This is a genomic window from Nitratireductor aquimarinus (genome assembly GCF_017255295.1).
GTDB classification, from domain to species: domain Bacteria; phylum Pseudomonadota; class Alphaproteobacteria; order Rhizobiales; family Rhizobiaceae; genus Nitratireductor; species Nitratireductor aquimarinus.
In genome coordinates this window covers 290094-315188 of record NZ_JAFKDE010000007.1, presented here as the reverse complement: position 1 = coordinate 315188, position 25095 = coordinate 290094, and the positions used below count along the sequence as shown (strand labels likewise).

The window sequence follows — 25095 nt, the reverse complement described above, 5'->3', positions numbered from 1 at the left end:
GTACCGCATCGATAAAGGAGCCCAGCGCCAAGCGCGGGGCTCTTTGTTTATGCAGCGTTGACAATGCGTCTTCCCGTCATCGCTTTCATGGACGCTCACGCATCGCCATCTTGGTGCTACACTCAGCCGTGGAGACGTTGCGGCAAACTCAAAAAGGGATTTGTCATGCTTACCCAGATCGAAGGCATTCACCACATCACATCCATGGCGCGGGATGCGCAGGCAACCGACCGCTTCATCACCGGAACGCTCGGCCTGCGCCGCGTCAAGAAGACGGTCAATTTCGACGCGCCGGATGTCTATCATCTCTATTACGCCAATGGCGTTGGCGCGCCGGGCACCGTGATGACCTATTTCCCGTTCCCCAACATCGTGGCGGGCAGCCGCGGCGCTGGCGAGGTGGGAACAACCGTCTACGCCGTGCCCGAGGGCAGTCTCGATTACTGGACGAAACGTTTCGATGAGCACAATGTCACCGGCGTCGCGCGCGAAACCCGCTTCGGCGAAACGCGCCTGCGCTTCGACGGCATCGATGGCGATGGCTTCGCGCTGGTGGAGACGAAGGATGATGCGCGCGCGCCATGGGACGGTGCGGGCATTGACGCGGATGTCGCGATCCGCGGTTTTCACTCGGCATCGCTCGTCCTGCGCGATAACGGCGGCTCGAAGGCGCTTCTGTCGCTGATGGGCTACACGCCGGTTGCCGAAGATGGCGGCGTCCTGCGCATGAAGCGCGAGGGCGGCAATGGTGCGGATCTGATCGATCTGGAAACCAGCCCCGATGCGCCGGTGGCGCGACAGGGCGCGGGCTCCGTGCATCACATCGCCTTTGCCGTCGCAGACGATCCGGCCGAGCTTGCCGTGCGCGCGGCGCTGGAGGCCGAGGGCTTCCGGGTCACGCCGGTGATCGACCGCGACTATTTTCATTCGATCTATTTCCGTGCGCCGGGCGGCGTCCTGTTCGAGATCGCGACCAATGTGCCGGGCTTCGACAATGACGAGGACATGGCGCATCTGGGCGAAGCGCTGAAGCTGCCGAAACAGCATGCGCATCTGCGCGCACAGCTCGAAAAGGCATTGCCGGAAATCGGAGGCTGATCGATGGCAGTCGACAATTATGTGCATCACCTGGCCTCTGTGGGGCCGGGCAAGCCGCTCCTGTTCCTGTTTCATGGAACAGGCGGCGACGAGCGTCAGCTCCTGCAGCTGGGTGCGGAGCTGGCGCCCGGCGCCGGTCTGGTGTCGCCGCGTGGCGATGTGAACGAACAGGGCGCGGCGCGCTTCTTTCGCCGCACCGGCGAGGGCGTCTACGACATGGACGACCTCGCCCGCGCCACCGGACGCATGCGGGATTTCGTGGCGGCCCATGTGGAGCGCGAAAAGCCGAGCGCCGTTCTGGGGCTCGGTTATTCCAATGGCGCAAACATTCTGGCGTCGGTCGCTTTCGCTGCACCGCAGCTTTTCGATGCGGCGGTGCTCATGCATCCGCTCATCCCCTTCGAGCCCGACTGGGGCGAGGGCGCGGTGATGACGCGTTTTCTCGTTACCGCCGGGCGGCATGATCCCATCTGCCCGGAAAAGCTCACGGCGCGCCTGTTGAGCTATCTGGAGGCGGCTGGCGCTGATACGCAGATCGAATGGCACACGGGCGGGCACGAGCTGCGGCCCGGCGAAGTCACAGCGGCAGGCCGGTTTCTTGCGCCGTTCCTCGCGCGTGGAAAGGATGAGGCATGAGCGACATAGGACCGATCATGCTGGAGGAAGAAGGCAGCAAGGGACGCTATGTCTATCGTGCGAAAGGCCATGAAGCCGAGATGACCTTTTCGAAGGTCGGAACGAGCCAGATCATCATCGATCACACCGGCGTTCCCGACGCTTTTCGCGGGCAGGGTGTGGGGCTCGCGCTGGTGACGCGCGCCGTTGAGGACGCGCGCCGCAATGGCGTGAAGGTGAGACCGCTCTGCCCCTTTGCCGCGGCCCAGTTTCGCCGGCATCCCGAATGGAGCGACGTTCTGGCCCGCTGAAGTGGATGGGTGAGGCGTGCTTGGGTGACGTTGAAGGAAGCGACGCTCAGGCCGCTGCCTTCAACGTCTCCTCCCCCTCTTCGATGAAGGCCCGGTGCAGCGTCTTGACGGCTTTTTCCAGGTCTTCACTGCGCACGAGGAACTGCACATCCACACCGCGTCCCGTCTCCTGCGAGGCGAGTGGTTCGACGCCCGTTTCATCCAGCGCCTTGAGGCCCTCCAGCATAACGCCAAGCCCGGTCAGGTCGCGGCCGATCACGGACACCATGCCGGCGCGGCGCGCCGTGATGCGGGCGGCCGGATAACGCTCTGCAAGATCGCGCTCGACGCGACGAACCGATTTCAGCGTCGCTTCCAGATGGTGCACGATGGAATTGGCGTTCGAGCTTTTCGACACGATGCGCACCTTGTGGCGCGTCAGCGATTCGAGGATCGCCGCGTCGTATCCCTTCACGCCCACCATGTCCTGCTCGAACAGTTCGAGCGAGGTGACGGGCAGGCCGGTGACCATCTCGACGCCGGCGGCGGTGGCCGGTTCCGCGTCGATCAGCGTGCCGGGATCCTCCGGCTCGAAGGCGTTTGCGACGCGCAGCGGCACGCCGGCCTGGCGCAGCTTCTTCGCGGCCTTCGGGTGGATCGCTTCCATGCCCATATTGGAGAGCTGGTCGGCGACGTCATAATTGGTGCGGCCGATCTTGCGCACATTCTCCGTGCCGACAAGGCGCGGGTCGGCGCTCGAAAGGTGGAATTCCTTGTGAATGATCGCCTCACGCGCGCTGGTCAGCGCGGCGATTGTGGCGAATGTCACTTCCGAATAGCCCCGGTCGAACTCGCGCATCAGGCCCTCGCGGCACTGGGCGTAGCCGGTGACGATGGGCAGTTCGCGCGTCAGGTCGATTTCGTCGAAAGCCTGCTTGATGCGCTCATTGAGGCTTGGCTGTGTTTCGTCGCGCCAGCCGGTCAGGTCGATGAAGCGCGCATTGACGCCCTCGCGGCGCAGAAGCAGGGCCAGATTGTTGGCCGAGTGCGCCTCGCCGAGAGCGGACAGAAGCTCGCGGATCGTCTGCATGTGCTCGCCGAGCTGGAAGTGCCCGTAGGAGCAGAGACGCTGCAGGTCGATCAGGCAGCCGCGTGCGCCTTCGATGCGCTCGCGCACGAAGTCGTCGGAGGCGTGGCGGTCGGCGGCCTCGTCGAACATCTTCTCGTTGATGGCGTACATGGCGCGGCTCACCGCGCTCAGCGCCTCCATCCAGCCATGCTCATTGTCGGCATGGGAGAACAGCGCATAGACGCCGGGCTCGCCCGACTTCTTGTGTTCCAGCAGCTTGTCGGTGATGCCGCCGAAGGCGGACACCACGAACACGCGGTTGTAGAGCGCGTCCTCGCGGCGTTTGCCGATGAGGATCGTGTCGAGCAGTTCGCGGGCACGGCTCATGGAGGTGCCGCCGATCTTCTCTACGGTGTGGTCGCCAAGCGGTTGCTGGTTGGTACGGCCGTTATCGGCCGCACCCTCGTTTTGTCGGTCAGTCATGATGTCCAATGTTTCTTTGGCTTACGCCAGTTTCCCGGTCTGAATGGCCACGGGGTTGGGTTCGCCACGGTCGGCGAGGAAGTCTGGTCGCGCCTTACCGGCTCCGAAGGGCCGTTGCAGCCGGTTCGACATGGCGTTGAACACGAAGAACGCGTTGGAACGGGCAAACGGCGTGATGTTGCCGTTGGAGCCATGCATCGTGTTGCAATCGAACAGAACCAGCGTGCCGGCCTTGCCGGTGGCTGCGGTTACGCCGTGCTCTTTGGCGAGGCTGGTCAGCGCCTCATGCGAGGGGACGCCCACTTCCTGCTTTTTCAGCGAGGATTTGTGGTTGTCTTCGGGCGTTTCGCCGGCGCAGGCGATGAAATGTCTGTGCGAGCCCGGCATCAGCATGAGCGGGCCGTTGAGGGCGTCGTTGTCGGTCAGGAGAAGCGAGGCGGACACGGCGCGCATGCGCGGCATGCCGTCTTCCGCATGCCAGGTCTCGAAATCCGAATGCCAGTAGAATTCCTTGCCGGTGAAACCCGGTTTGTAGTTCAGGCGCGACTGGTGAATGTAGACCTCGTCACCGAGAAGAAAGCGCGCGATGCCGGCAATGCGGCGGTCGCTGGCGAGACGGTGAAAAAGAGGGCTCTGCTCCGGAAGCTTGAAGATGGTGCGCACTTCGCTGGAGCCGGGCTCGGTAATGACGCTGTCATCCATCAGCGCGCGCTCGCCACCGCGCAGGGCTGCGGATTCGGCTTTCAGCGCCTCCACTTCCTGCGGCGTGAAGAGGTCCTTCAGAACAAGAAAGCCGTCGCGGTCGAACTGGTCGGCCTGCTGTGCGGTGAGCGGCGCGTCGGGTCGCCACTGGCTCCACACGGTTCTGTCCTGGCGCGGCAGCCAATGCTCTTTCGGCAGCCTGCTTGGATAGGGATCCTGTCGTCGCTCGCCCTTCGGGTCACGTTCCTTTGACATCGCTGTCATGGTCGGTCTCCTTCTGTTTTCAGGGTTTTCGCCGGCGGATGCAGCGTCCGAAGCGCCGCGCCTCATGAGCGGGCGCGGCGCTTCGTCCGTATTGGATCAGGCGTCCTCCAGCGCGTAAGAGCCGTCAGCCTGGTGCACTTCATTGCCGGTGACCGGCGGATTGAAGACGCAGGCCATGATCATCGGCTTGTCGGCGTCGGCGCGCAGAATGTGCTTGTCGTGCTTGTCGAGTGCATACATGACGCCGGGCTTGATCTGGTGCGTTTCGCCGGTGGCCAGATCCTTGATCGAACCGGTGCCGTCGACGCAATAGACGCACTCAAGGTGGTTCTTGTAATGCATGGTCAGGTCTGCGCCGGCATGGATGGTCGTGATGTGGAAGGAGAAACCCATCTCATCCGACTTCAGGAGAAGGCGGACACTGTCCCAGCCTTCCGAATGGACGTGACGTTCGGTGTTCTTCGCTTCGTTAAGGTCGCGCACGATCATGTTCGTTACTCCGCTGCAATTTTCGTATTCTGAGTTGTCTCAGCGACGGCAGACTGGAGGATGTCCAGTCCGCGCGCAAATGTGTCCTGCTCGATGGTGAGCGGGCAGAGGATCTTCACGACCTCGTCATAGGCGCCGGAGGTCTCGATGATGAGGCCGTCACGGAAACAGCGCTTGCAGATGTCGCTTGCCGTTTCGCCCGAGCCCACATCGACGCCCATCATCATGCCGCGGCCCTTCACGCGGGCGTCCGGCAGGAGCGCTGCGATCTCGTTGAGGCGCTTTTCCAGATAGGCGCTGCGCTCGGCGATGGTGGCGCGGAACGCGTCGTCTGCCCAGAACTTCTCCAGCGCAACGCGCGCGGTGACGAAGGCGTGGTTGTTGCCGCGGAACGTGCCGTTGTGCTCGGCCGGGCCGAACACGTCGTATTTCGGCTTCACGAGCAGCGCTGCGAAGGGCAGGCCATAACCCGACAGCGACTTCGCCATGGTGACGATGTCCGGCGAGATGCCCATCTCCTCGAAGGAGAAGAAGTGGCCGGTGCGGCCGCAGCCCGCCTGAATGTCATCGATGATGAGCAGCGCGCCATGCGCCCTGGCGATCTCGCTGACGCGACGCACCCATTCGCGCGACGCGGCGTTCAGCCCGCCTTCGCCCTGCACGGTCTCGAACATGATGGCCGCCGGCTTGTCGACGCCGCTGGAGGGCTCCGAGAGCATGCGGTTCAGAAGATCCGCCGTGTCGATGTCGCCGCCCATCGCGCCATCATAGGGGATGCGCGTGACGTGGTTCAGCGGCACGCCGGCACCACCGCGATGGTAGCCATTGCCGGTTGCTGCCAGCGCGCCGAGCGTGACGCCATGGAAGCCGTTGGTGAAAGAGATCACGTTCTGGCGACCGGTCGCCTTGCGGGCGATCTTCAGCGCCGCCTCAATGGCGTTTGCGCCCGTCGGGCCGGTGAACATGACGCGGTGGTCCATGTCGCGCGGACGCAGGATGATGCGCTCGAAGGCCTTCAGGAAGTCGGCCTTGGCGTCGGTGTGCATGTCGAGCCCGTGGGTCACGCCGTCGCGCTCGATATGCTCGATCAGCGCGGCCTTCATGTCCGGGTCGTTGTGGCCGTAGTTCAGGGTCGAACAGCCGGCCAGAAAATCGATATAGTCGCGCCCTTCGGCGTCGGTCAGGGTCGCGCCCTGGGCCTTGGCGAACACGCTGGGGAAGCTGCGGCAATAGCTGCGCGCTTCGGATTCGCGTCGCGTGAAAATCTGCTTGTCGTCCGTCGTAACGGTCGTCATCTGTTTTCCTTCGGATTTTTGTTCGGTCGTGCGAATTAGCAAGGGGCGAATCGGGGGAGGCAGATTGTGATGCCGCCATCAGGCGGCATCGTCGCTCCGGGCCTCGTCGGCGTTGCGCAGGGAAACCCAGTTTCCGCGCATGCCCGCAGACGCGTCGTCTGCGAATGCAATCGTCACCATATGTTCGGTGGCGTGTTTGCCGTCGAAATGCGCATCCTTGCGGAAGTAGGGCTCATGGCTGAGTTCGCCGCCCCGGGAACGCGCAAGCGAGTTGAAAAGTCCCCAGCTCGCCTTGTTGTCGGAGGTGATCGTGGTTTTCAGCGCCCGCACATTCTCGCAGGCATCGCGCTGGAGCAGCGCGGCGAGCAGCTTCTTGCCGACGCCCTGACCCTGGACGCTCTGGTCCACGGCGACCTGCCAGACGAACAGAGTGTTGTCTTCGTCAGGCAGCAGATAGCCGGATACCCAGCCAACCAGCGCTCCGTCGCTGGTTCTTTCGGCGGCGATGCATGTGTCGCCGAAATGGTCGCACTGCAAAAGGTTGCAGTAGAGGGAATTCTCGTCGAGCGGCTCGCAGGACTGGATGAGCCGCCACACATCCGCGCCGTCTTCCTTGGCAGGCGGACGATAGACAATTTCGGGCGATCGCTTGCGTACAAGCTTGATGTCAGTGATGGCCATTGGTCTCCTCATAGCGCGCCGGATATTATGACTATCGAAGGATATTTCAACCGCCGGAATCAAAAATGGTTCCGTGTAATCTGCAAATAATTGAATTACATGGGAATTTGCAGCGAAGTTTTATTCGCTAATCAAATTATATTTTCTCTGCTATCCATGTGCCGATGGGGAGGGCGACAGAGAATCGCCGAGTGGCCACCGCGTTTTTTGGGGAATGGCGGCATGGAAGACCGTACGGAAACAAGCCTGATCGCGCTGCGGCGCATCCTGCGCGCAACCGAGCTGAATGCGCGCACGCTGGCGCGCGCCACGGGGCTGACCACGCCGCAGCTCATCGTTCTTGAAATCGTCGTGGCCGCCGGTCGCGCCACGCCCAAGGACATTGCCGGCAAGGCCGGTGTCGGGCAGGCCACCGCGACATCGCTGGTGGACAAGCTGGAGGCCCGCAAGCTGGTGACGCGCACGCGCAGCGAGCGCGACAAGCGCGTCGTTTGGGTTGCGCCGACGGAGGAGGGCAAGGCTCTTCTTTCAGCCGCGCCCGACCCGCTCCAGAAGACTTTTTCCGAGCAGTTTCAGGCCCTGCCCGACTGGGAGCAGGGCATGATCGTTGCCGCGCTGGAACGGGTCGGCGCAATGCTCAACGCCGGCGCGCTGGATGCCGCGCCGCTGCTGGATGTCGGGGCGGTGGATCGCAAATAGCGCGATCCTGCACGGCCCCTCATCCCAGGCCCTGACCCTAAGGTGCTCTAAAGCTTGGCGATGAAATCCCGCATGTCTTTTTCAAGGCGCTGGAGCTCTGCTTCCGCGTCGCTTCTCCTGTCGGAAAGTCCGGCGATACGGTTTTCCTGCTCTTCCAGCATGCGCATGTAGCGCTGGCCGAGCGCGCTTTCTCCGGGGACCGAGCCGAGATTGTCGCGGATGCGGGCCTGGTCGCCGGTCGTGCGCTCCAGCTCGCGCTGGATGTTCTCCACCTTGCGCTCCGCCGTTGCTGCCTCGCGCTTCATGGCTGCAAGCGTTCTCAGCCGCTCTGTCGTCGTCGTGTCGGCTGCCGTTCCCGCCCAGACATAGACGGCGTCTGCGCTGGCGTCGAACAGGGCAAAACTCTCCGTGCGGCTGCGTTCCATCACGGCTTTCACGCTGGCCTTGCCGCCGGCGTCCACCTTGGCGCGCAGGCGATAATGCGACGGCGTGGCGCTGTCGAGGGCGGTCGAGGCCATCTTCCAGCCGTCGCGGCGCGGATGCTCGATCAGGATCGTGCGCGGCGCGTCCGGTGCGCCCTTGATCGCATAGCTGGTGGTGATCCGCGATACGGTGGTCGTGTGCAGCGTGCCATCGACGATGGAGACCTCGCTCACGCGTTCGTCCGGATTGGTCTCCGTTGCGATCTCGACCTTGCGGTCGCTGGCAAAGCTCGCCATGCGGCTTTCACCGGCAGGAATGCCCGTGAGCTGCGCATCGCCCACATAGCCGCTCGCCGTGTCGTAGACGGTGACAATGCCGGGCGGCAGGCTCGCTTCCGTATCGTTGCTCAGGAACACGGCTGCAACGGGGTGGATGCTGCGGCCCTCCGGCTGGAAGAGCGAGACGCGCTCAGCGCGGATTTCCGCATCCACGAAGGGCACGGAGAGGCTTTTCCCCGCGGCAAGATCGATGGCGTTCGGCAGGCGATAGGTGGCGCTGGTTTCGCCCTCGCGCGGCAGGCTGCGGTCGGTCGGTTCCGAAGGCATGGGCATTGCCATGTCGGCCATCATGGCCGGCGCGGGTGCTGCGCCAAAGGCGCGCTTGCGCAGCGGCATTGCGTCCATCTCGGACATTTCGATGGCGCTGCTGTCGTCCGGACGGGGTGGCGCGGCGTTGCCCACGGCGACGGGGATCTCCGGTCGCTCGTTCCAGTAACGCTGGTGCAGGCGCTGCGCGAGCGTCACGGGTGCGCCGGACGAGAGTGTCAGGCCGATGCCTCTCCAGTCCTCGCCAGTGGCGTTTTCGATAACCGCCCAGGCCTGCAGGCGCGCCCTTTCACCTTCGCCTGAAACAAGCCGATAGGCGGATTTCCAGACCGGTGCGGGCACCACATAGGAAAGCGTGATGTCGCGCGCACCGGTTCCTGTCAGGTCGATTGCCACGGAGCGGATCGTGTCGGTGCGGCCGCGCCCGCTCACCTTTGCGGCCTGGCGCAGCTTCTCGCGCATCGCCTCGTCGCGAATGTCGAGCTCGGTGTCTGTGCCAAGCTTCAGCATCTCCACCGTACCGGCTTCGGTCATGACAGAGAGAACGCGCTCGGTGCGTGGTGCTGTTTCGCTGCCGGCCTGTTGCGTGTCGACGCCCAGGATCATGCCTTCCACCGTGCGCCCGCCGGATGTGGCGCGCACGGCAACGCCCTGAAGCGCGGCTGCCAGCGCCGGCACGGAGCCCATTTCGCTTGCGTTGAAGGGCAGGCGACGGAATGTTTCCTCGACGGGGGAGAGACCGTCCAGCGTCACCGCATCGATTGTGCCCGACGGGTCACGGACCACGAGACTTTTCAGAAAATCGTCCACCTGGTCGAGCGGGATTTCGATGCGCAGCGTGCCGTTGCCATCAATCCGGGCTGTGCGCCGGATCTCGGCCAGACCGCCGGAGGAGAGCGTGATCGCTTCGATTCGCCCGCTGTCAGCCACCTCGGCAAAGGCCGGCTGAGCGGCTGATGCAAAGGCGAAACACGCGCCGAACAGGGCGGCGCGTGCGATCTCGCGGGTCACATTCTGGGGTTTCTTCGATGTCACGGTCCGTCTCCACGCTGCCTGATTTTGTCAGGGAAGGTCTCAAAACGAGATCTCGATAGCAACGCAAATGGATCGGATCGTGGCGCGGATGGGAAAAATGTCTCCCATCCGCTCAGGATAGCTGTCGTCAGATCAGCGGATTGAGCACCCGCTTGAGGAAGCTCTGGGTGCGCGGCTCCTGCGGATTGCGCAGCACCTCTTCCGCAGAGCCCTGTTCGACGATCACGCCGCCCTCGAGGAACAGCACCCGGTCCGCCACCTCGCGGGCGAAGCCCATCTCATGGGTGACGACAACCATCGTCATGCCTTCCTCGGCCACCTGGCGCATCACGCTGAGCACGTCGCCCACCAGTTCGGGGTCGAGCGCCGATGTCGGTTCATCGAACAGGATCGCCTCGGGCTGCATGGCGAGCGCCCGGGCAATGGCCACGCGCTGCTGCTGTCCGCCCGAAAGATTGCCGGGATAGCTCTCCATCTTGTCTTCGAGGCCGACCTTCTTCAGATAGCCGGCGGCCATCTCGCGGGCTTCCGCGCGGGACATGCCCTTCACGTAGACCGGCCCTTCCATCACGTTCTCGATGGCCGTGCGGTGGGGGAAGAGATTGAAGCGCTGAAACACCATGGAGACCCGCTGGCGGATCGCCTTGATGGATTTGTCCTCGGGGTCGACGCGTTGCCCGTCGATCCGGATTTCGCCTTTCTGGTAGGTCTCCAGCCCGTTGAGGCAGCGCAGGATGGTGGATTTGCCAGAACCCGACGGACCGATGATGCAGACGACTTCACCCGGCTCGACATCGAAGCTGATGCCGCGGATGACCTCGACCGGGCCGTAGCTCTTGTGGATGTCCCTGACCTCAATCATGCGTTTTTGTACCTCTTCTCAAGCTGGCGGGCGAGGTAGGTGAGGGGCAGCGCCATCACCAGATACATGAGCGCAACCAGCGTAAAGACAGTCATGTTGTCGAAGGTGGACGAGGCGATGAGCTGGCCCTGGCGGGTCAGTTCGGCCACGGTGATCGTCGACACCAGCGAGCTGTCCTTCAGCATCATGATCATCGTGTTGCCATAGGGCGGCAGGGCGATGCGGAAGGCCTGCGGAAGGATCACGCGGCGCATGATCAGATTGTCGCTCATACCGATGGACTGGGCGGCCTCGATCTGCCCCCGGTCGATAGCCTCGATGCCGGCCCGGAAATTCTCTGCCTGATAGGCGGAATAGGCGATGCCCATGCCGATCACACCGGCCTGAAAGGCCGTCAGGTTGATGCCGATATCGGGCATCACGAAATAGATGTAGAAAAGCTGGACGATGATCGGAATGCCGCGAATGACCGTGATGAAGGTCCGGCTGATCATCTGGAATGCGCGCACCTTGGTCCAGCCCAGAATGGCCCAGAAGAGCCCCAGAACCGTGCTGACGAGCAGGGACAGAACGGTGACCGCAATGGTGACCCAGACACCTTCCATCAGGACTGGCAGATAGTCAGCGGCACGTGAGAGAGCCTCGGACATGGTATTTCCTGCGTAATGTTCGAAGAAACGGATGGCGCGGGAGACGGGCTCCCGCGCCGTTCAGATCAATTGCCCTGAAATCAGTTCAGGCCCCATTTGGTGAGGATCTCGTCGAGCTTGCCCGAAGCCTTGATCTTCTTGAGCCCCTCATTGAGCGAGGCGCGCAGTTCGTCATTGCCCGGTTTCACCGACATCGCCACATCGCCGGTGATGGTGGAGTCGTAGCTCTTCACCAGCCGCACATTCGCAGCCCCCTGCGAGAGCTGGTAGGCGACGATGGGCCGGTCGCCGAAGCCCGCATCGATGCGGCCGAGCTGCACGTCGCGCATGATGTCGGGGATGCTGTCGTAGATCTTCACTTCCTTGAAAACGCCCAGCGCCTTCATCGGCTCGATATAGGCGGTGCCGACCTGCACGCCGACCGTCTTGCCTTCAAGATCCTGCGGGGTCTTGTATTCGGTTTCGTCATCCTTGGAGACGAACAGGCCCTCGCCGTAGGAATAGACCGTGTCGGTGAAATCGACGACCTTGGCGCGTTCCTCGGTCGCGTACATCGCGGCGGCGATGATGTCGATCTTGTCGCTGGTCAGCGACGGGATCAGCGCCGACCACTGGGTTGCCTTCACATCCGGCGTGAAACCTTCCTCCTCACCGATGGCGGTGATGATGTCGACCATCACGCCCGAGATCTTGTTGGATTTCACGTCGAGAAAGGTGAAGGGAACGCCCGTCGGGGTCGAGCCCACCTTGTAGGTCGGGGTTTCTGCGCTGGCCGGCGTCCATGCTGCCGATGCCGCGATAAGGGCGGCCGCGCCCAGACCGATAAGGCCGCGACGGTTGGTGAAAAAGCCATTCAAGCTCATGCTACTCTCCTCTCCTGAAGCGCCAATCCGAGGGCAGTCGTTATTTTTTTACTCTCGGATTGAAATTTTTGGATCATTATTTCATGATGCTTGAAGAAACGGAGGCTTGTCAACGGCATGATCGATAAAGTCGGAGATCGCGCGGCGGCTCAGTCGAGAGTTTCAGACGATAAGCAAACAGGGGAGAAGCCCGTGGGCGGAGCGGAAACGACCGAATGGAGCAGCGATGCGATCGGCGCTCGTTTGCGGCAAAGGCGCAAGGTGCGTGGTCTCTCCCTGCAGGTCGTTGCCGGACGCGCCGATGTCTCCATCGGGCTTCTCAGCCAGATCGAGCGCGGCCTCACCATGCCCTCGGTGCATTCCCTGAGCGCGATCTGCAATGCGCTCGAAATGCCCGTCAGCTGGCTGTTCGATCCGGGTGGCAATCCGCAGGAGCGGTATGTCGTGCGCGCGCACCAGCGCCGTGTGCTTGATCTTGGCGCAAAGGGCATGCGCAAGGAATTGATGACGCCGGACGACATCACCGGCATCCAGATGATGCGGCTGATCATCCAGCCGGGAGGCTCGACGGGGGACACGCCCTATTGCCACGAGACGGGCGCCAAATGCGGAACGGTGCTGAACGGAACGCTGGGACTGGAGATTGACGGCCGCACCGTGCTTCTGAAGCCGGGCGACAGCTTCGCCTTTCCGGCAAGCGCATTGATCCGGTTCTGGTGTGAGGGGCAGGAGGAAACCGAAGCGTTCTGGATCGTCACGCCAGCGGTTTACTAGAGCAATTCCAGGAAAAGTGGAAACCGGTTTTCCGTCCGGAATTGCGCAAACACGCTCTGGATCGCCAGGCGTCCGTCCGGATGCACATGGGTAATCCAGATTAATGATGCAGCGGCGGTTTTCGCGAGATGCTGCGGAAAGGTTGAGGAGGGGAAGTTCATGACCGAAGCCGTGATCGCCAACGAACAGGGTTTCATTTCACGCTCGCTCTGGAATGCGACGGCAAATCCGTCGCAAGACTATCCGGCGCTTGTCGGCGAGCAGGAATGCGATGTGGCTGTGATCGGCGGCGGGTTTGCCGGGCTTTCCGCAGCGCTCCATCTGGCGGAGGCGGGGGTGAGCGTCTGTCTTCTGGAGGCCGAGACGCCTGGTTGGGGCGCATCGGGCCGCAATGGCGGACAGGTTGTTCCGGGCCTCAAGGAAGACCCCGATGAGATCGAGCGGCGCTTCGGTTCCGAACTCGGCGGGCGCATGGTGCGGCTGTCTGGCAATGCAGGATATTTCGTCTTCGACCTGATCGAGCGTCTGGGCATTGATTGCGGTGCATCGCGCGCCGGCTGGATCCAGCCGATCCACAGCGAGGCAGCACGCACCACCGTGCGCAAGCGCTTCGACCAGTGGCGGCGGCGCGATGCCGCCATGCGCATGCTCGACCGTGAGGAAACCGCCGCACTTCTTGGAACCGACGCCTATCTTGGCGGTATGCTGGATCAGCGCGGCGGCAATCTGCACCCGCTGAATTATGCGCTTGGTCTTGCAGAGGCTGCGGCGCGCGCCGGTGCACGCATCCACGGTCACAGCCGCGCGGAGCGCTGGGAGCATGAAGGTGGCGGTGTGCGCATTCACACCGCAAAGGGGCAGGTGCGCGCCGGCAAAATTCTCGTCTGCACCAATGGCTATGCCGATGGGTTTTCCGGCGCGATTGGCCGGACGGTGGTGCCGATCCGCTCCATCCAGGTGGCGACAGAGCCGCTGCCGGCGGAAATCGCCGGTTCGATCTTCCCGCAGGGGCATTCGGCTTCCGACACGCGGCGGCTCCTTCATTATTTCCGCAAAGGTCCGGGCGACTGCTTCGTGATGGGCGGACGCGGCGACTATTCGCAGGGCGGAACGGAGCATCAGTTCGAGGTGCTGCGCAAGGCGAGCGTCAGGCTCTACCCCCAGCTGGCGGAGGCGCGCTGGGTGCATCACTGGGGTGGCTATGTCGCCATGACCGTGAGCCATTACCCGCAGCTTCTGCGCATGGACGACAATGTCTGGGCGGCCTGCGGCTTCAATGGGCGCGGTGTGGCCATGGCTACGGCGCTGGGCAAGGTGATCGCGGACGCCGCGCGCGGCGTGCCGGAGGCGGAGCTTGATTTCCCCGTGACGAAGGTAAAGCCCATCCCCTTCTACTTCATGCGCCGCTACGCGGTCGCGGCGGCCGTTGCCTGGGCGCGGTTGCGCGACGGGCTGGGCCGCTAAAAGGGGTTCACCGGAAAATGCGGGGCTGTGCAAGGGAGAGCTGGCGATCCCGACAGGATTCGAACCTGTGACCCTCAGATTAGGAATCTGATGCTCTATCCTGCTGAGCTACGGGACCGCTGACGCCTCTCATAACGCGATGAGGCCGCTTCGCCAAGAATGAAATGGCATGATCCCCCTGTGGCAGGCATTGCCTGCCACAGCCTTTATGGTCATGCGCTTTTCAGGAGCTTCAGGCCGCGAGCGCCTTTTCGGCCAGGCGCACCCAATAGCTCACGCCATGGGGGATCACTTCGTCGTTGAAGTCGTAGCGCGTGTTGTGAAGCGCTGCGCTGTCGCCGTTTCCGATGAAGATGAATGCGCCGGGGCGCGCCTCCAGCATGTAGGAAAAATCCTCGCCGCCCATGGTCGGGGTGACATTGGTGTCGACCTGCGCCGCACCCGCCACGTCGCTGGCGACGCCGCTGGCGAAAACCGTTTCCTCGGCATGGTTGAAGGTCACGGGATAGTTGGAATCATAATACACATCCACCTCCGCGCCATGGGCGGCGGCAACGCCTTCGCAGATGGTGCGCATGCGCTTTTCGGCGTCCGCGTTCACCTCTTTCTTGAGGGTGCGTACGGTGCCGGCAAGCTCCACCGTGTCGGGGATGACGTTCAGCGCATCGCCGGCATGGAACTTCGTCACCGACACGACGACCGAATCAAGCGGATGCACATTGCGCGATGCGATGCTCTGCAGCGCCGTCACGATCTGGCTGGCCGCCAGGATCGGGTCGACGACCATGTGCGGCATGGCGGCATGTCCGCCGCGCCCTTTCACCGTGATCACGAACTCGGCCGTCGCCGCCATGATCGGGCCGGCGCAGATGGCGAACTCGCCGACCGGCAGTCCCGGCAGATTGTGCATGCCGAACACGCGCTCAATGGCGAAACGGTCCATCATCCCGTCCTTCACCATCTCGTTGCCGCCGCCGCCGCCTTCTTCGGCGGGCTGGAAGATCACCGCCACGCGGCCTTTGAAATTGCGCGTCTCGCTCAGATATTTTGCTGCGCCCAGAAGCATGGCCGTGTGCCCGTCATGGCCGCAGGCATGCATCTTGCCGGGCACGGTGGAAGCCCAGGGCTTGCCCGTCATCTCGGTCATCGGCAGGGCATCCATGTCGGCGCGCATGCCGATGGTGGGGCCTTCGCCGAGATTGCCCTGAATGATGCCGACCACGCCCGTCTGGCCAAGCCCGGTCACCACTTCATCGCAGCCGAATTCCGCAAGCTTCTCCGCCACGAAGGCGGCGGTGCGATGCACATCGAAGAGAAGTTCGGGATTGCGATGGAGATCGCGTCGCCATTCGGCGATTTCCGGCTGCAATTCGGCAGAACGGTTCAAAATGGGCATGACTTGCGGTTCCCTTCAAAATTTTGCCTGCATTCGGATTTCTTTGTCGGCCGATTGTGGTCGTTCCGTTGGAATGCCGCATGGCGGGCTTTGCGGTGGCGTGGTTGTCGGATGGCGGCGCGCCCTGCCGGGACGTCTTTCCGAGATCGGGAATAGGTAAGATGTGGCGATGCCTGATTGCAAGCCGATCCGTTTGGACCAGACGGGGCTTTGCGTATTCGGGTACCACGGGCGGGTATCGCAGGCATCGGCATTTCGGGCGACGGGATGCACGGTTTTTTGCTATAAGCTTCAGCTTCGCGTTAAATGGCCGGGCTGATCTGGACAGGCCGGACAGGATTGACGCCGCCCGTCGAAAAAGTGTCATCGACACGTAGGACAACGAGAGCGCCTGACGATGCAGGCGGATATGAAATTCGGATAAAGCGCATGTGTTTCTCAAGGGTGGTCACGCCGATCGTGGCCGGGACTGTGGCCGGGGCAGTGATGGGGATGGTGGCGGCAGTCGCACCGGCATCCGCCGGGCCGACGATCGTGATCGACGTCAACAGTGGCAGGGTTCTGTCGCATGAAGATGCGTTCCAGCGCTGGTACCCGGCTTCCATTACCAAGCTGATGACGGCCTATGTGGCCTTCGAGGCAGTGCAGAAGGGCGAGCTGCAGTTCAACTCGCCGATCACCATAAGCAAGAAAGCCACCCGCGAGCCGCCGAGCAAGATGGGCTATCCGGCGGGCTCTGTTCTGACCCTCGATAACGCCATCAAGCTGATCATGGTGAAGTCCGCCAACGACGTATCGACGGCGATTGCCGAGAATGTCGGCGGATCGGTGGGCGCGTTTGCCGAGCGCATGAACGCCGCCGCCCGCAAGCTGGGCATGACCGGCACGAATTATGTGAACCCGCACGGCCTGTTCTCCACCGAGCAATACACGACGGCGCGTGATCTCGCCCTTCTGGTGCGCGCCATTCGCACCGAGTTTCCGCAGCATGCGCATTATTTCTCGATGGAAGCCGTGCGCGCTGGCGACAAGATTCTGCCGAACTACAACTGGCTGGTTGGCCGTTTCCCCGGCGCTGACGGCATGAAGACGGGCTATATCTGCTCGTCCGGGTTCAATCTGGCAGCCACGGCCACGCGCAACGGGCGCACACTGGCGACCATCGTTCTTGGCGCGCCCTCCCAGGTGGAGCGCGGCGAGGAGGCTGCACGCCTTCTGGCTGAAGGGTTCCAGATTCAGGGCGCGGTTGCGCCCTCGCTTCAGAATTTCGCACCCTATGGCAATGGCCGGAACGTCGCTGTCGACCTGCGTCCGCAGATCTGTTCGGAAGCTGCGGTGAAGGCCCGTTATGAGCGCGGTGATGATGATGGCATGCTTGTGCAGCGTTCGCCCTATCTCACGGCGATGGATCATGAGCCGCGCGCCGTGACGATCGGCCTGGGCGGAGCGACCGGCCCTGCGCCTTCGGTGCCGCGTTTTGCAGATGTGCCCATCCCCACGCCACGGCCCGATTACCCGTTCAAGAGCGCAACGGCCGAAACGGGGCAGGGTGGCTGAGGCGATGGCCGCAAAAATAGCGCTCACGCTGGTCACCGGCTTTCTCGGGGCAGGCAAGACGACCCTGATCAACCGGTTGCTGCGCGATCCGGCTCTTTCCGATACCGCCGTCATCGTCAATGAATTCGGCGCAGTCGGCATCGATCACCTGCTGGTGGAAGAAGCGTCCGACGGTGTCATCGAACTCTCCGATGGATGTCTGTGCTGCACCGTGCGCGGGGCGCTGGTGGACACGCTTCTCGGGCTTGATGAGCGCCTGTCGGACGGGCGCGCGGATGCGTTGAAGCGCGTGGTGATCGAGACCACCGGCCTTGCCGATCCGGTGCCTGTGCTGCAGGCGCTGGCGGCGCATCCGGCGTTGGCCGCGCGCTTCCGGCTGGATGGCGTCGTGACGCTGGTTGATGCGGTGCATGGGCTGGAAACCCTGAAAGCGCATGAAGAGGCCCGTCATCAGGTGGCGGTGGCTGACAGGCTGCTCCTGACAAAGGTGGATATGGCCGATGCCGCGACCCTGTCTCGCCTGAAGGCGCAGCTCGCCACGCTTGCGCCCGGGCTCGAACCGCTCATTGCCGCCGAGCTGGAGCCGGTGGCGGTCATCGATTGCAGCGCGCTGGATATCGGTGCGCGCGCCGCCGAGGCGATGCAACATCATCATACCCATGAGCACCATCACCATGGCCATGATCATCACGACCACGACCACGACCACGACCATGATCACGCGCACAGCGCGGCGTTCGACACGATCCTGCTCACGCATGACCGGCCTATCGGCGGCGCGGCGCTTGAAGGTTTTCTCGACCTCCTGCGCAGCCAGTGCGGGGCGCAGATCCTGCGGCTGAAAGGACTTGTCGAGCTGGTTGAAAATCCGGAAAGGCCGCTCGTGGTGCAGGGCGTTCGTCAGGTGCTGCACGAGCCGCGTTGGCTGCCTGCCTGGCCCGACGAGACACGCGGCGTGCGCCTGGTGATCATCGGAGCCGGACTGGACGAGCGCTATATACGCGGGCTGTTCTCAGCCTTTGTGGGCGAGGCAAGGGTGGATACTCCCGACAGGGCCGCGCTGGAAGACAACCCTCTCGCCATCGCCGGTTTCCGGCGCTGACAGACGCGCTCTCGCCTTCGATGCCCGATTAAGCGCTGATCGTCCCCCGTGGGGGAGACGGTGCGCGACAGCTGATACAGTGATGTCGTGCGTGGTTCGACAGGCTCACCATGAGGGATGGCATTGGATGAGGGATGGCGCTGGTTGTGAAACCTGCGGCGACGCCTCTGGTTGAGACGCTCTGTCAGGCTCTCCATCCCTCATGGTGAGCCTGTCGAACCACGCACGGCGATCTAGAGCAATTTCAGAAAAAGTGGGAACCGGTTTTCCGTCCAGAATTGCGCAAAAACAACAAATCAGAGCGTTTTCGCAATTCCAGCAAAAGCGGAAACGCTCTAGCCCCGCTCGACGAGAAAGCGATGCCCGTCCGGCGTCGCTTCGCTCTCCACCAGCAGGTGCCCGCTCTCATTGCAAAAGGCGGGAATGTCGATCACGGCCAGCGGGTCGGTGGTTTCAAGCCACAGTTGCTCGCCCGTCGCCATGCCGGCAAGGCGCTTCCTGGCGCGGAGCACCGGCAAGGGGCAATTCAGCCCCTTGAGGTCGTATGTTTCGGCGATGACCGTCACGCTCAGCGGCTGAACAGGTTCTGGATGCGACGGCGCAGCGAGGTGCCCTGGCTGCCCGCTTCGGGAGCCGGGACGGAGGCCGTGCGTTCGGGGCTGGTGTTCGGCCGTGGTGCGGGGCTTGGAACCGTGCCTGCAGCCGGCGTCTCGGTCGCAGCGGTCGTCGTCTCTTCCTGCTGCTCGCCTGCCACGGCTTCCAGAGCCGTCTGAAGCCGCGAGGCGGGCTCGGCCGTGTAGGCAGAGGCCGTTGCGGCAACGGCTGGCGTGGGCGCTGCTTCCGGTGCTTCGGCAACGGCGGTTGGCGAAGGAATGTTCGGCGGCAGGCGCGAAACCTTCTCGCCGCGCGCGCGGCGCTTGCTCCAGTCAGCCACGAGGCGCGCCTCGCTGTGTCCGGCAATCGTCTCCGACTGCTTGGACGAGGACTGCTTCTTGAGCGCTGCATTGAAGGCGAAGTCGTATTTTGCCTGATGCTGCTTGTAGGCGGTCAGAAGCGATTCCGGCTGGCTCATCGGCGGGCAGGATGCCGCCGGCGAGAACTTGCCGCCATTTGCGGGCTCGCTGTTGAACACGTAGCGCTTGCCGCAGACATCCACCTTTGGCGGAACCTTGGTCAGCTCGAAATGGTCGTAGCCGACCTTGAGCATCTTCCAGAAATCGTAATTCGGGTCGTTGCGGTAGCGCGCCATGTTTTCCGCCGTCATGCGGAAGGGAAACGCCTGAACCTGAAACTCCCGCTGCCCGCCCTTGAAGGAATCGCGGGCAAACGCGTAGATCTCGGAAATCTGTTCGTCGGTCATCGAATAGCAGCCGGCCGAAGAGCAGGCGCCATGCACCATCAGATGCTTGCCGGTGCGGCCGTTCGCCTGGTCATAGGCGTTCGGGAAGCCGATGTTGAAGGCGAGGTAATAGCTGGACTTCGGATTCATCTGCCCCGGACGGACGGTGTAGAAACCTTCCGGCGCCTGGCGGTCGCCCTCGGTGAATTTCGGCCCGAGCTGGCCCGACCATTTGCAGATGTCATAGCTGGCGATGACGTCGTAGCGGCCATTCTGCTTGGCCTTCCAGACTTCCAGCTTTCCCTCTTCCTTGAAGATGCGCATCATCACGGGAGAGGTCTTGCTCATCCCCTTGGCCTTCATCGTCTGAACGACGCGAGACGGCAGCTGCCGCTCGGCCTTGGGCGCGATGTCTTCAAGCGTTTCGTTGCAGGCGGTCAGCGCAATCGCTGCCGACATGAGAAAGGCATATTTGATCAGGCGTGTCATGGGTATTTCGTGTCCCGCCTATTGGCCCCCGCGCGGAGAACTTAGATTGGCATTCTGCTTATAGAAAATGAAGCCTTATGCTTTCTAAAAGATTACCGATCGCACCATGCAATGAAGCCATGCTGTGACCATTTCGCGGCATTTTGTCTGTATTTATGGCCTTTTCGCGGCTTTTAGGCGAGGAAAGGCCTCCGTGCAAGCCTTGTCGTTAGCCGACGGTTGTGCGGAAGCCCGGTTGTCTGCGGGTTTGCGTCGCTATTCTGACGTTGAAAATATGCTCGCCGCTCCGCGCATGGTTGGGTGTATTTTTCTCCATTTTGAAGCTTTCGACAAAATTTTTGCTTTCTGATTTCGCTGTATCGGCGAGCCATAGAAAAATCTTCTCCAATCCCTATTTTCCCGGCACTCATCAATCGGATTGGCGCGCAACGCGCCCTGGAGAACTCAATGCGTAAACTGGCATTTGCAGCAGCCGTCCTCGCCGCCACCGTTTCGGCGTCTCATGCCGAGACGATCCGCGTCGGCATGTCCGGCGGCTATTTCCCCTTCACCTTCGTCAAGCAGGACAAGCTGCAGGGCTTCGAGGTCGATGTCCTGAACGCCGTCGCCGAGGAAACGGGCGATGAAGTTGAATTCGTCACGATGAGCTTTTCGGGTCTGATCGGCGCGCTCGAATCCAACCGGATCGACACCATCGCCAATCAGATCACCATCACGCCGGAGCGCGAGGCCAGGTTTGCCTTCTCGCAGCCCTATGTGATCGACGGTGCGCAAGTGGTGGTGAAGAAGGGCAACGAGACCGAGATCACCGGACCGGAAAGCCTGAAGGGGCGCACCGTGGCCGTCAATCTGGGCTCCAATTTCGAGGCGCTTCTGCGTGAACTGCCCTATGCCGACGAGATCGACATCAAGACCTATGAGAGCAATCTCGAGCAGGAGACGGCGCTTGGCCGTGTCGACGCTTTCGTCATGGACCGGGTCAGCGCCACCCAGGTGATCAAGGAAACGCCGCTGCCGCTGGCGCTCGCCGGCAAGCCCTTCTCCGAACTGCGCAACGCGCTTCCTTTCCGCAATGACGATGAGGGCAAGGCCCTGCGCGACCGCGTGAATGCGGCCATCGCCACGCTGAAGGAGAACGGCAAGCTCACCGAGATTTCGCAAAAGTGGTTTGCCGCCGACATCACCCGATAGGCGATCAAGCCTGTCTATAGAGCATGAGAGGCGGGGACCATGAGGCCGCTTGATCTCGAATATATGCTGGGGCTCGTCCCCGTGCTTCTCAAATATGTGCCGCTGACGCTTGCCATGGCGTCGGTGGCCATGATCCTCGCGCTGGTGCTTGCCTCGCTCATGGCCGTTGTCCGCGTCATGCGTGTGCCGCTGCTCGATGGTTTCGTGCAGTTCTTCATCAGCTTCTTTCGCGGCACGCCGTTACTGGTGCAGCTGTTCCTGTTTTATTACGGCCTGCCGCAGGTCTTCTCGTCGCTGACCGCGATCAATGGCGTCACGGCTGCGATCATGGGCATCACGCTGCATTTCGCCGCCTACATGGCCGAGAGTATCCGCGCCGCCATTCTCGGCGTCGACCGCTCCCAGTGGGAAGCCTCTCTGTCCGTGGGCATGACCACGCCGCAGATGATGCGCCGCATCGTGTTGCCGCAGGCCGCGCGCATCGCCGCGCCCACGCTGGTCAATTACTTCGTCGATATCATCAAGAGCACATCGCTTGCCTTCACGCTGGGCGTGACGGAGCTGATGGGCGCGGCGCAGAAAGAGGCCGCCGGCAGCTTTCTCTATTTCGAGGCCTTCATCCTGGTGGCGCTCATCTACTGGGTGATTGTCGAGGCTCTGACGATCGTTCAGCGGCAGCTTGAGGCGCGGCTCGGAAAGGCGGTGGCGCGATGATTTCGGTCAAGGGGCTCACCAAGCGTTTCGGCGAGAACACCGTTCTCGATGGCATCGATCTCGATATCCAGGCGGGTGAACGGGTTGCCATCATCGGCCCGTCCGGCACCGGCAAGTCCACCCTGCTGCGCTCGCTGAATTTTCTTGAAACGCCCGATGCGGGAACGATCACGGTGGGGCCGGTCACGGTGGATGCGGCCAGCGCAAAACCTGCCGACAGGCTCGCCCTCAGGCGGCAGACATCCTTCGTGTTCCAGAACTACGCGCTGTTTGCCAACAAGACCGCGCGCGACAACATCGCCGAAGGGCTGATCACGGTTCGCGGCTGGGAAAAGACGCGTGCCTATGCCCGCGCCGAAGAAATCCTCGCGACCATCGGTCTTGCCGACAAGGCGCAGAGCTATCCGGCCTCCCTGTCAGGCGGCCAGCAGCAGCGCGTCGGCATCGGCCGCGCCATGGCGGCGGAAGCCGAGATCATGCTGATCGATGAGCCCACATCGGCGCTTGATCCGGAGTGGGTGGACGAAGTTCTTCAGCTTCTGAAACGCGTCGCGGATGCGCGCCAGACCATGCTGATCGTCACGCATGAGATGCAGTTTGCCCGCGACATTGCAGACCGCATTCTGTTCATGGATGGCGGGCGGATCGTCGAGCAGGGGCCGCCCGAGGCGATCTTCAGCAACCCGAAAGACCAACGCACCCGCGCATTCCTGCGCAAGGTTTTGCGATAGCCTCGACCCCGAAACCAGAACGGGCCGCGTTTCCATGAAACGCGGCCCGTTCTGTCATTTTCGTATTCACGGGGGGGCGGCAGGTGAGGTCGCCTGACCGCCGGGTGTCTTAGAGCGTGCGGCCGATGGCGAGGAACTTCTCGCGGCGGTGCTCGCGGTAGTCCATCTCTTTGCCCGAAAGCTCGGCGAAGCCCTTCTCGATCTGGGCAGCCGTCGCCTCGAGCACCTTCTCCGGTCCGCGATGCGCGCCGCCGATGGGCTCGGGGATGATCCCGTCGATCACCTTCAGGTTCATGAGATCCTGCGCAGTGATCTTCATGTTGGTCGCCGCATCCTTGGCGCGCGATGCATCGCGCCACAGGATCGAGGCCGCGCCCTCGGGCGAGATCACCGAATAGATCGAATGCTCAAGCATGTAGACCTGGTTGGCGGTGGCGATGGCAATCGCGCCACCCGAGCCGCCTTCGCCGATGACGACGGCAATGTTCGGAACCTTGAGGCCAAGGGACCTGGAGGTCGACTGGGCGATGGCTTCGGCCTGGCCGCGCTCTTCCGCGCCAATGCCGGGATAAGCGCCGGTCGTGTCCACGATGCTGATCAGCGGAATGCCGAAGCGGTCGGCCAGGTCCATCACGCGCACCGCCTTGCGGTAGCCTTCGGGACGGGCCATGCCGAAATTGTGCTTAAGGCGGCTCTGCGTGTCATTGCCCTTTTCCTGACCGAGCACCGCAACGGACTCGCCGTTGAACCGGGCAAAGCCGGCGATGACGGCATTGTCTTCGCCATAGGCGCGGTCACCGGCCAGCGGCGTGAAATCGGTGAACAGGCCGCGCACATAGTCAAGGCAATGCGGCCGGTCGGGATGGCGCGCCACCTGGGCCTTCTGCCACGGCGTCAGGGAGCGGTAGATTTCTATGAGCGCATCCTTGGAGCGCTTCTCAAGGCGTGCGATCTCGTCGGCAACGTCCACCGCTTCACCGCTTTCGGCGAGCTTTTTCAGTTCGAGGATCTGTCCTTCGAGATCGGCAACGGGCTTTTCAAAATCGAGATAGTTGTACATTCACTCGCCAAATCGAACACGAGACACTGCGATAAAGGCATCTCTAGGTTGAACACGGCCTGCCGCCGGTAATGTGACGCTCCACATAACGTTGATGAAGCTAATCGGCAAGCGGATGGTGCTTTTGAACCAGCTCGGCAAGGCGTTTTTCAAGCACATGCGTATAGATTTGCGTCGTTGATATGTCCGAATGGCCGAGCAATTCCTGTACTGCGCGCAGATCTGCGCCATTCTGCAGGAGATGGCTTGCAAAGGCGTGACGCAACACATGCGGAGAGATTTTGGAGGTCTCTATGCCTGCGCGCGCGGCGACTTTCTTCAACTCCCGCGCAAAGACCTGGCGCGGCAGATACCCGCTTTCCGAGCTTGCCGGAAACAGCCAGGTGCTTTCCGCACAGGCCGGTTTTTCAGCCCTAACGGAAAGCCAGGCCTGCATTGCGGTGCGGGCCTTTCCCGAAAGGGGCACGATGCGCTCCTTGCCGCCCTTGCCGCGCACGGCGAAGAAACGCTCGTCGCGCAGCGCAACGGTTACCGGCAGGCTCACCAGCTCCGAGACACGCAGACCCGAGGCATAGAGCACTTCCAGAAGCGCATGCAGCCTGACGGCGGCAAGATGCTCCGGCGCGCCTTTCGCGGCTTCGCGCGCTTCGGTCTCGGCCTGTTCGAGCAGGCGGCCGGTCTCTTCCTCGCTCAGCGTCTTTGGCAGGCCGCGCCCCTTTTTAGGGCTGTCCAGAACGCCCGTCGGGTCGTCGCCGCGCAGACCTTCCGCATAGAGGAACTGAAAGAACTGCCTGAGCGCGGAGAGCTTTCGCGTCTGCGTCGTGGCGGCAAACCCCTGTGCCGAAAGCGCGCCCAGAAAATCGCGCAGTTCCTCCGCGCCCGCATCCTGAAGGGCGTTTCCACCGGCGGCGATGTGCAGGGCGGCGTCTTCCAGATCGCGGCGATAGGAGGCCAGCGTGTTGTCGCTCGCACCGCGTTCGGCCGCCATCATTTCCAGAAAGGCTTCGATGCGCGCGCCGCTGCCGATCTTCATTGTCATTGCGTGGGGTTTAGCCTGTCCACGGGAACGCGTACGCTCATCTCGCCGGTCTCCGGTTCAACGAATGTCGCAAGTGCAATCATGGCGCCGTAAACAAGGCCAACCAGGATCGCCAC

General features: G+C 62.6%; 26 protein-coding genes and 1 tRNA gene. 11 read left to right on the top strand and 16 right to left on the bottom strand.

Annotated features, from left to right (window positions below):
- Positions 1–165: 165 nt before the first annotated feature.
- Genes JYP46_RS14280 through JYP46_RS14270 form a run of 3 tightly spaced genes read left to right on the top strand, consistent with a single transcriptional unit; the run spans position 166 to position 2024 of the window.
- A complete protein-coding gene (locus tag JYP46_RS14280) occupies positions 166–1098 on the top strand; it encodes a VOC family protein (RefSeq protein WP_113153358.1) in 933 nt (310 codons plus the stop codon).
- A 3-nt stretch (positions 1099–1101) separates the two neighbouring features.
- Complete coding sequence (locus JYP46_RS14275; RefSeq protein WP_206548448.1) at positions 1102–1734, top strand: alpha/beta hydrolase; 633 nt, start codon at positions 1102–1104, stop codon at positions 1732–1734.
- The gene (locus JYP46_RS14270) at positions 1731–2024 is read left to right on the top strand and encodes a GNAT family N-acetyltransferase (RefSeq protein ID WP_206548447.1); all 294 of its coding nucleotides are present in this window, start codon (positions 1731–1733) and stop codon (positions 2022–2024) included. The genes JYP46_RS14275 and JYP46_RS14270 overlap by 4 nt, the downstream gene beginning before the upstream one ends.
- 46 nt (positions 2025–2070) lie before the next feature.
- Here the strand turns inward: JYP46_RS14270 and JYP46_RS14265 are convergent, their stop codons facing one another.
- From JYP46_RS14265 to ectA, 5 genes are all read right to left on the bottom strand, one after another.
- Complete coding sequence (locus JYP46_RS14265) at positions 2071–3555, bottom strand: aspartate kinase (protein WP_206548446.1); 1485 nt, start codon at positions 3553–3555, stop codon at positions 2071–2073.
- 21 nt (positions 3556–3576) lie between these two features.
- Complete coding sequence (gene thpD / locus JYP46_RS14260) at positions 3577–4521, bottom strand: ectoine hydroxylase (RefSeq protein ID WP_206548445.1); 945 nt, start codon at positions 4519–4521, stop codon at positions 3577–3579.
- A 96-nt stretch (positions 4522–4617) separates the two neighbouring features.
- Entirely contained in the window at positions 4618–5010 is a 393-nt protein-coding gene (locus JYP46_RS14255) for an ectoine synthase (protein WP_113153354.1), read from the bottom strand.
- 5 nt (positions 5011–5015) lie between these two features.
- Positions 5016–6305: a diaminobutyrate--2-oxoglutarate transaminase gene (gene ectB / locus JYP46_RS14250; protein WP_206548444.1), complete on the bottom strand. Its 1290-nt coding sequence runs from the start codon at positions 6303–6305 to the stop codon at positions 5016–5018.
- Positions 6306–6383: 78 nt separating this feature from the next.
- Positions 6384–6986 (bottom strand): diaminobutyrate acetyltransferase, encoded by a 603-nt coding sequence (gene ectA, locus JYP46_RS14245; RefSeq protein ID WP_113153352.1) that lies wholly within the window; start codon positions 6984–6986, stop codon positions 6384–6386.
- Between the two features lie 222 nt (positions 6987–7208).
- Between ectA and JYP46_RS14240 the strand changes: the two genes are divergently transcribed.
- A complete protein-coding gene (locus tag JYP46_RS14240; protein ID WP_113153351.1) occupies positions 7209–7685 on the top strand; it encodes a MarR family winged helix-turn-helix transcriptional regulator in 477 nt (158 codons plus the stop codon).
- Between the two features lie 47 nt (positions 7686–7732).
- Here the strand turns inward: JYP46_RS14240 and JYP46_RS14235 are convergent, their stop codons facing one another.
- The 4 genes from JYP46_RS14235 to JYP46_RS14220 all read right to left on the bottom strand — a co-directional run bounded on the left by JYP46_RS14235 (position 7733) and on the right by JYP46_RS14220 (position 12123).
- Positions 7733–9748: a DUF4139 domain-containing protein gene (locus JYP46_RS14235; protein ID WP_222474128.1), complete on the bottom strand. Its 2016-nt coding sequence runs from the start codon at positions 9746–9748 to the stop codon at positions 7733–7735.
- Between the two features lie 127 nt (positions 9749–9875).
- Positions 9876–10610: an amino acid ABC transporter ATP-binding protein gene (locus tag JYP46_RS14230; RefSeq protein WP_206546066.1), complete on the bottom strand. Its 735-nt coding sequence runs from the start codon at positions 10608–10610 to the stop codon at positions 9876–9878.
- Positions 10607–11260, bottom strand: a complete 654-nt coding sequence (locus JYP46_RS14225) for an amino acid ABC transporter permease (protein WP_206546067.1) — start codon at positions 11258–11260, stop codon at positions 10607–10609. Before JYP46_RS14225 ends, JYP46_RS14230 begins: the two co-directional genes overlap by 4 nt.
- A gap of 80 nt (positions 11261–11340) precedes the next feature.
- On the bottom strand, positions 11341–12123 hold the full coding sequence (locus JYP46_RS14220; RefSeq protein ID WP_206548443.1) for an ABC transporter substrate-binding protein: 783 nt from the start codon (positions 12121–12123) through the stop codon (positions 11341–11343).
- 192 nt (positions 12124–12315) lie between these two features.
- Here JYP46_RS14220 and JYP46_RS14215 point away from each other — a divergent pair, with 192 nt between their 5' ends.
- Together JYP46_RS14215 and JYP46_RS14210 are read left to right on the top strand one after the other, a co-directional pair.
- A complete protein-coding gene (locus tag JYP46_RS14215) occupies positions 12316–12897 on the top strand; it encodes a helix-turn-helix domain-containing protein (RefSeq protein ID WP_224873555.1) in 582 nt (193 codons plus the stop codon).
- A gap of 159 nt (positions 12898–13056) precedes the next feature.
- Entirely contained in the window at positions 13057–14361 is a 1305-nt protein-coding gene (locus JYP46_RS14210; RefSeq protein WP_206548442.1) for an NAD(P)/FAD-dependent oxidoreductase, read from the top strand.
- 41 nt (positions 14362–14402) lie between these two features.
- Here JYP46_RS14210 and JYP46_RS14205 read toward each other — a convergent pair.
- A tRNA-Arg gene (locus tag JYP46_RS14205) sits at positions 14403–14479 on the bottom strand.
- Positions 14480–14593: 114 nt separating this feature from the next.
- Positions 14594–15757 (bottom strand): M20 aminoacylase family protein, encoded by a 1164-nt coding sequence (locus JYP46_RS14200; protein ID WP_206548441.1) that lies wholly within the window; start codon positions 15755–15757, stop codon positions 14594–14596.
- A gap of 429 nt (positions 15758–16186) precedes the next feature.
- Between JYP46_RS14200 and JYP46_RS14195 the strand changes: the two genes are divergently transcribed.
- Positions 16187–17314: a D-alanyl-D-alanine carboxypeptidase family protein gene (locus JYP46_RS14195; protein WP_206546071.1), complete on the top strand. Its 1128-nt coding sequence runs from the start codon at positions 16187–16189 to the stop codon at positions 17312–17314.
- Between the two features lie 4 nt (positions 17315–17318).
- Entirely contained in the window at positions 17319–18416 is a 1098-nt protein-coding gene (locus JYP46_RS14190; RefSeq protein ID WP_113156056.1) for a CobW family GTP-binding protein, read from the top strand.
- A 335-nt stretch (positions 18417–18751) separates the two neighbouring features.
- Here JYP46_RS14190 and JYP46_RS14185 read toward each other — a convergent pair whose 3' ends face one another.
- The 3 genes from JYP46_RS14185 to JYP46_RS14175 all read right to left on the bottom strand — a co-directional run bounded on the left by JYP46_RS14185 (position 18752) and on the right by JYP46_RS14175 (position 20632).
- Positions 18752–18982: a sulfurtransferase TusA family protein gene (locus JYP46_RS14185; RefSeq protein WP_162742209.1), complete on the bottom strand. Its 231-nt coding sequence runs from the start codon at positions 18980–18982 to the stop codon at positions 18752–18754.
- Positions 18983–18984: 2 nt separating this feature from the next.
- Complete coding sequence (locus JYP46_RS14180) at positions 18985–20244, bottom strand: L,D-transpeptidase family protein (RefSeq protein WP_206548440.1); 1260 nt, start codon at positions 20242–20244, stop codon at positions 18985–18987.
- Positions 20245–20452: 208 nt separating this feature from the next.
- On the bottom strand, positions 20453–20632 hold the full coding sequence (locus tag JYP46_RS14175) for a hypothetical protein (protein ID WP_206548439.1): 180 nt from the start codon (positions 20630–20632) through the stop codon (positions 20453–20455).
- Positions 20633–20691: 59 nt separating this feature from the next.
- Between JYP46_RS14175 and JYP46_RS14170 the strand changes: the two genes are divergently transcribed.
- From JYP46_RS14170 to JYP46_RS14160, 3 genes are read left to right on the top strand one after another with little or no spacing between them, the layout of a single operon-like run.
- Complete coding sequence (locus JYP46_RS14170) at positions 20692–21435, top strand: amino acid ABC transporter substrate-binding protein (RefSeq protein WP_113153340.1); 744 nt, start codon at positions 20692–20694, stop codon at positions 21433–21435.
- 39 nt (positions 21436–21474) lie between these two features.
- The gene (locus JYP46_RS14165; RefSeq protein ID WP_113153339.1) at positions 21475–22149 is read left to right on the top strand and encodes an amino acid ABC transporter permease; all 675 of its coding nucleotides are present in this window, start codon (positions 21475–21477) and stop codon (positions 22147–22149) included.
- Positions 22146–22880 (top strand): amino acid ABC transporter ATP-binding protein, encoded by a 735-nt coding sequence (locus JYP46_RS14160; RefSeq protein WP_206548438.1) that lies wholly within the window; start codon positions 22146–22148, stop codon positions 22878–22880. The genes JYP46_RS14165 and JYP46_RS14160 overlap by 4 nt, the downstream gene beginning before the upstream one ends.
- A gap of 109 nt (positions 22881–22989) precedes the next feature.
- On the opposite strand, the gene JYP46_RS14155 is transcribed toward JYP46_RS14160, so the two are convergent.
- Both JYP46_RS14155 and JYP46_RS14150 read right to left on the bottom strand, forming a co-directional pair.
- A complete protein-coding gene (locus JYP46_RS14155) occupies positions 22990–23940 on the bottom strand; it encodes an acetyl-CoA carboxylase carboxyltransferase subunit alpha (protein WP_113153337.1) in 951 nt (316 codons plus the stop codon).
- A gap of 100 nt (positions 23941–24040) precedes the next feature.
- The gene (locus tag JYP46_RS14150; RefSeq protein ID WP_206548473.1) at positions 24041–24967 is read right to left on the bottom strand and encodes a tyrosine recombinase; all 927 of its coding nucleotides are present in this window, start codon (positions 24965–24967) and stop codon (positions 24041–24043) included.
- Between the last annotated feature and the right edge of the window lie 128 nt (positions 24968–25095).

Excerpts from the sequence above, each read along its gene's own strand:
- thpD (WP_206548445.1), bottom strand. The coding sequence starts at position 4,521 with ATGACAGCGATGTCAAAGGAACGTGACCCGAAGGGCGAGCGACGACAG.
- JYP46_RS14280 (WP_113153358.1), top strand. The coding sequence starts at position 166 with ATGCTTACCCAGATCGAAGGCATTCACCACATCACATCCATGGCGCGG.
- JYP46_RS14255 (WP_113153354.1), bottom strand. The coding sequence starts at position 5,010 with ATGATCGTGCGCGACCTTAACGAAGCGAAGAACACCGAACGTCACGTC.
- JYP46_RS14195 (WP_206546071.1), top strand. The coding sequence starts at position 16,187 with ATGTGTTTCTCAAGGGTGGTCACGCCGATCGTGGCCGGGACTGTGGCC.
- JYP46_RS14210 (WP_206548442.1), top strand. The coding sequence starts at position 13,057 with ATGACCGAAGCCGTGATCGCCAACGAACAGGGTTTCATTTCACGCTCG.
- JYP46_RS14240 (WP_113153351.1), top strand. The coding sequence starts at position 7,209 with ATGGAAGACCGTACGGAAACAAGCCTGATCGCGCTGCGGCGCATCCTG.
- JYP46_RS14230 (WP_206546066.1), bottom strand. The coding sequence starts at position 10,610 with ATGATTGAGGTCAGGGACATCCACAAGAGCTACGGCCCGGTCGAGGTC.
- ectA (WP_113153352.1), bottom strand. The coding sequence starts at position 6,986 with ATGGCCATCACTGACATCAAGCTTGTACGCAAGCGATCGCCCGAAATT.
- ectB (WP_206548444.1), bottom strand. The coding sequence starts at position 6,305 with ATGACGACCGTTACGACGGACGACAAGCAGATTTTCACGCGACGCGAA.
- JYP46_RS14190 (WP_113156056.1), top strand. The coding sequence starts at position 17,319 with ATGGCCGCAAAAATAGCGCTCACGCTGGTCACCGGCTTTCTCGGGGCA.
- JYP46_RS14270 (WP_206548447.1), top strand. The coding sequence starts at position 1,731 with ATGAGCGACATAGGACCGATCATGCTGGAGGAAGAAGGCAGCAAGGGA.
- JYP46_RS14200 (WP_206548441.1), bottom strand. The coding sequence starts at position 15,757 with ATGCCCATTTTGAACCGTTCTGCCGAATTGCAGCCGGAAATCGCCGAA.
- JYP46_RS14180 (WP_206548440.1), bottom strand. The coding sequence starts at position 20,244 with ATGACACGCCTGATCAAATATGCCTTTCTCATGTCGGCAGCGATTGCG.
- JYP46_RS14275 (WP_206548448.1), top strand. The coding sequence starts at position 1,102 with ATGGCAGTCGACAATTATGTGCATCACCTGGCCTCTGTGGGGCCGGGC.
- JYP46_RS14160 (WP_206548438.1), top strand. The coding sequence starts at position 22,146 with ATGATTTCGGTCAAGGGGCTCACCAAGCGTTTCGGCGAGAACACCGTT.
- JYP46_RS14155 (WP_113153337.1), bottom strand. The coding sequence starts at position 23,940 with ATGTACAACTATCTCGATTTTGAAAAGCCCGTTGCCGATCTCGAAGGA.
- JYP46_RS14225 (WP_206546067.1), bottom strand. The coding sequence starts at position 11,260 with ATGTCCGAGGCTCTCTCACGTGCCGCTGACTATCTGCCAGTCCTGATG.
- JYP46_RS14170 (WP_113153340.1), top strand. The coding sequence starts at position 20,692 with ATGCGTAAACTGGCATTTGCAGCAGCCGTCCTCGCCGCCACCGTTTCG.
- JYP46_RS14165 (WP_113153339.1), top strand. The coding sequence starts at position 21,475 with ATGAGGCCGCTTGATCTCGAATATATGCTGGGGCTCGTCCCCGTGCTT.
- JYP46_RS14220 (WP_206548443.1), bottom strand. The coding sequence starts at position 12,123 with ATGAGCTTGAATGGCTTTTTCACCAACCGTCGCGGCCTTATCGGTCTG.
- JYP46_RS14265 (WP_206548446.1), bottom strand. The coding sequence starts at position 3,555 with ATGACTGACCGACAAAACGAGGGTGCGGCCGATAACGGCCGTACCAAC.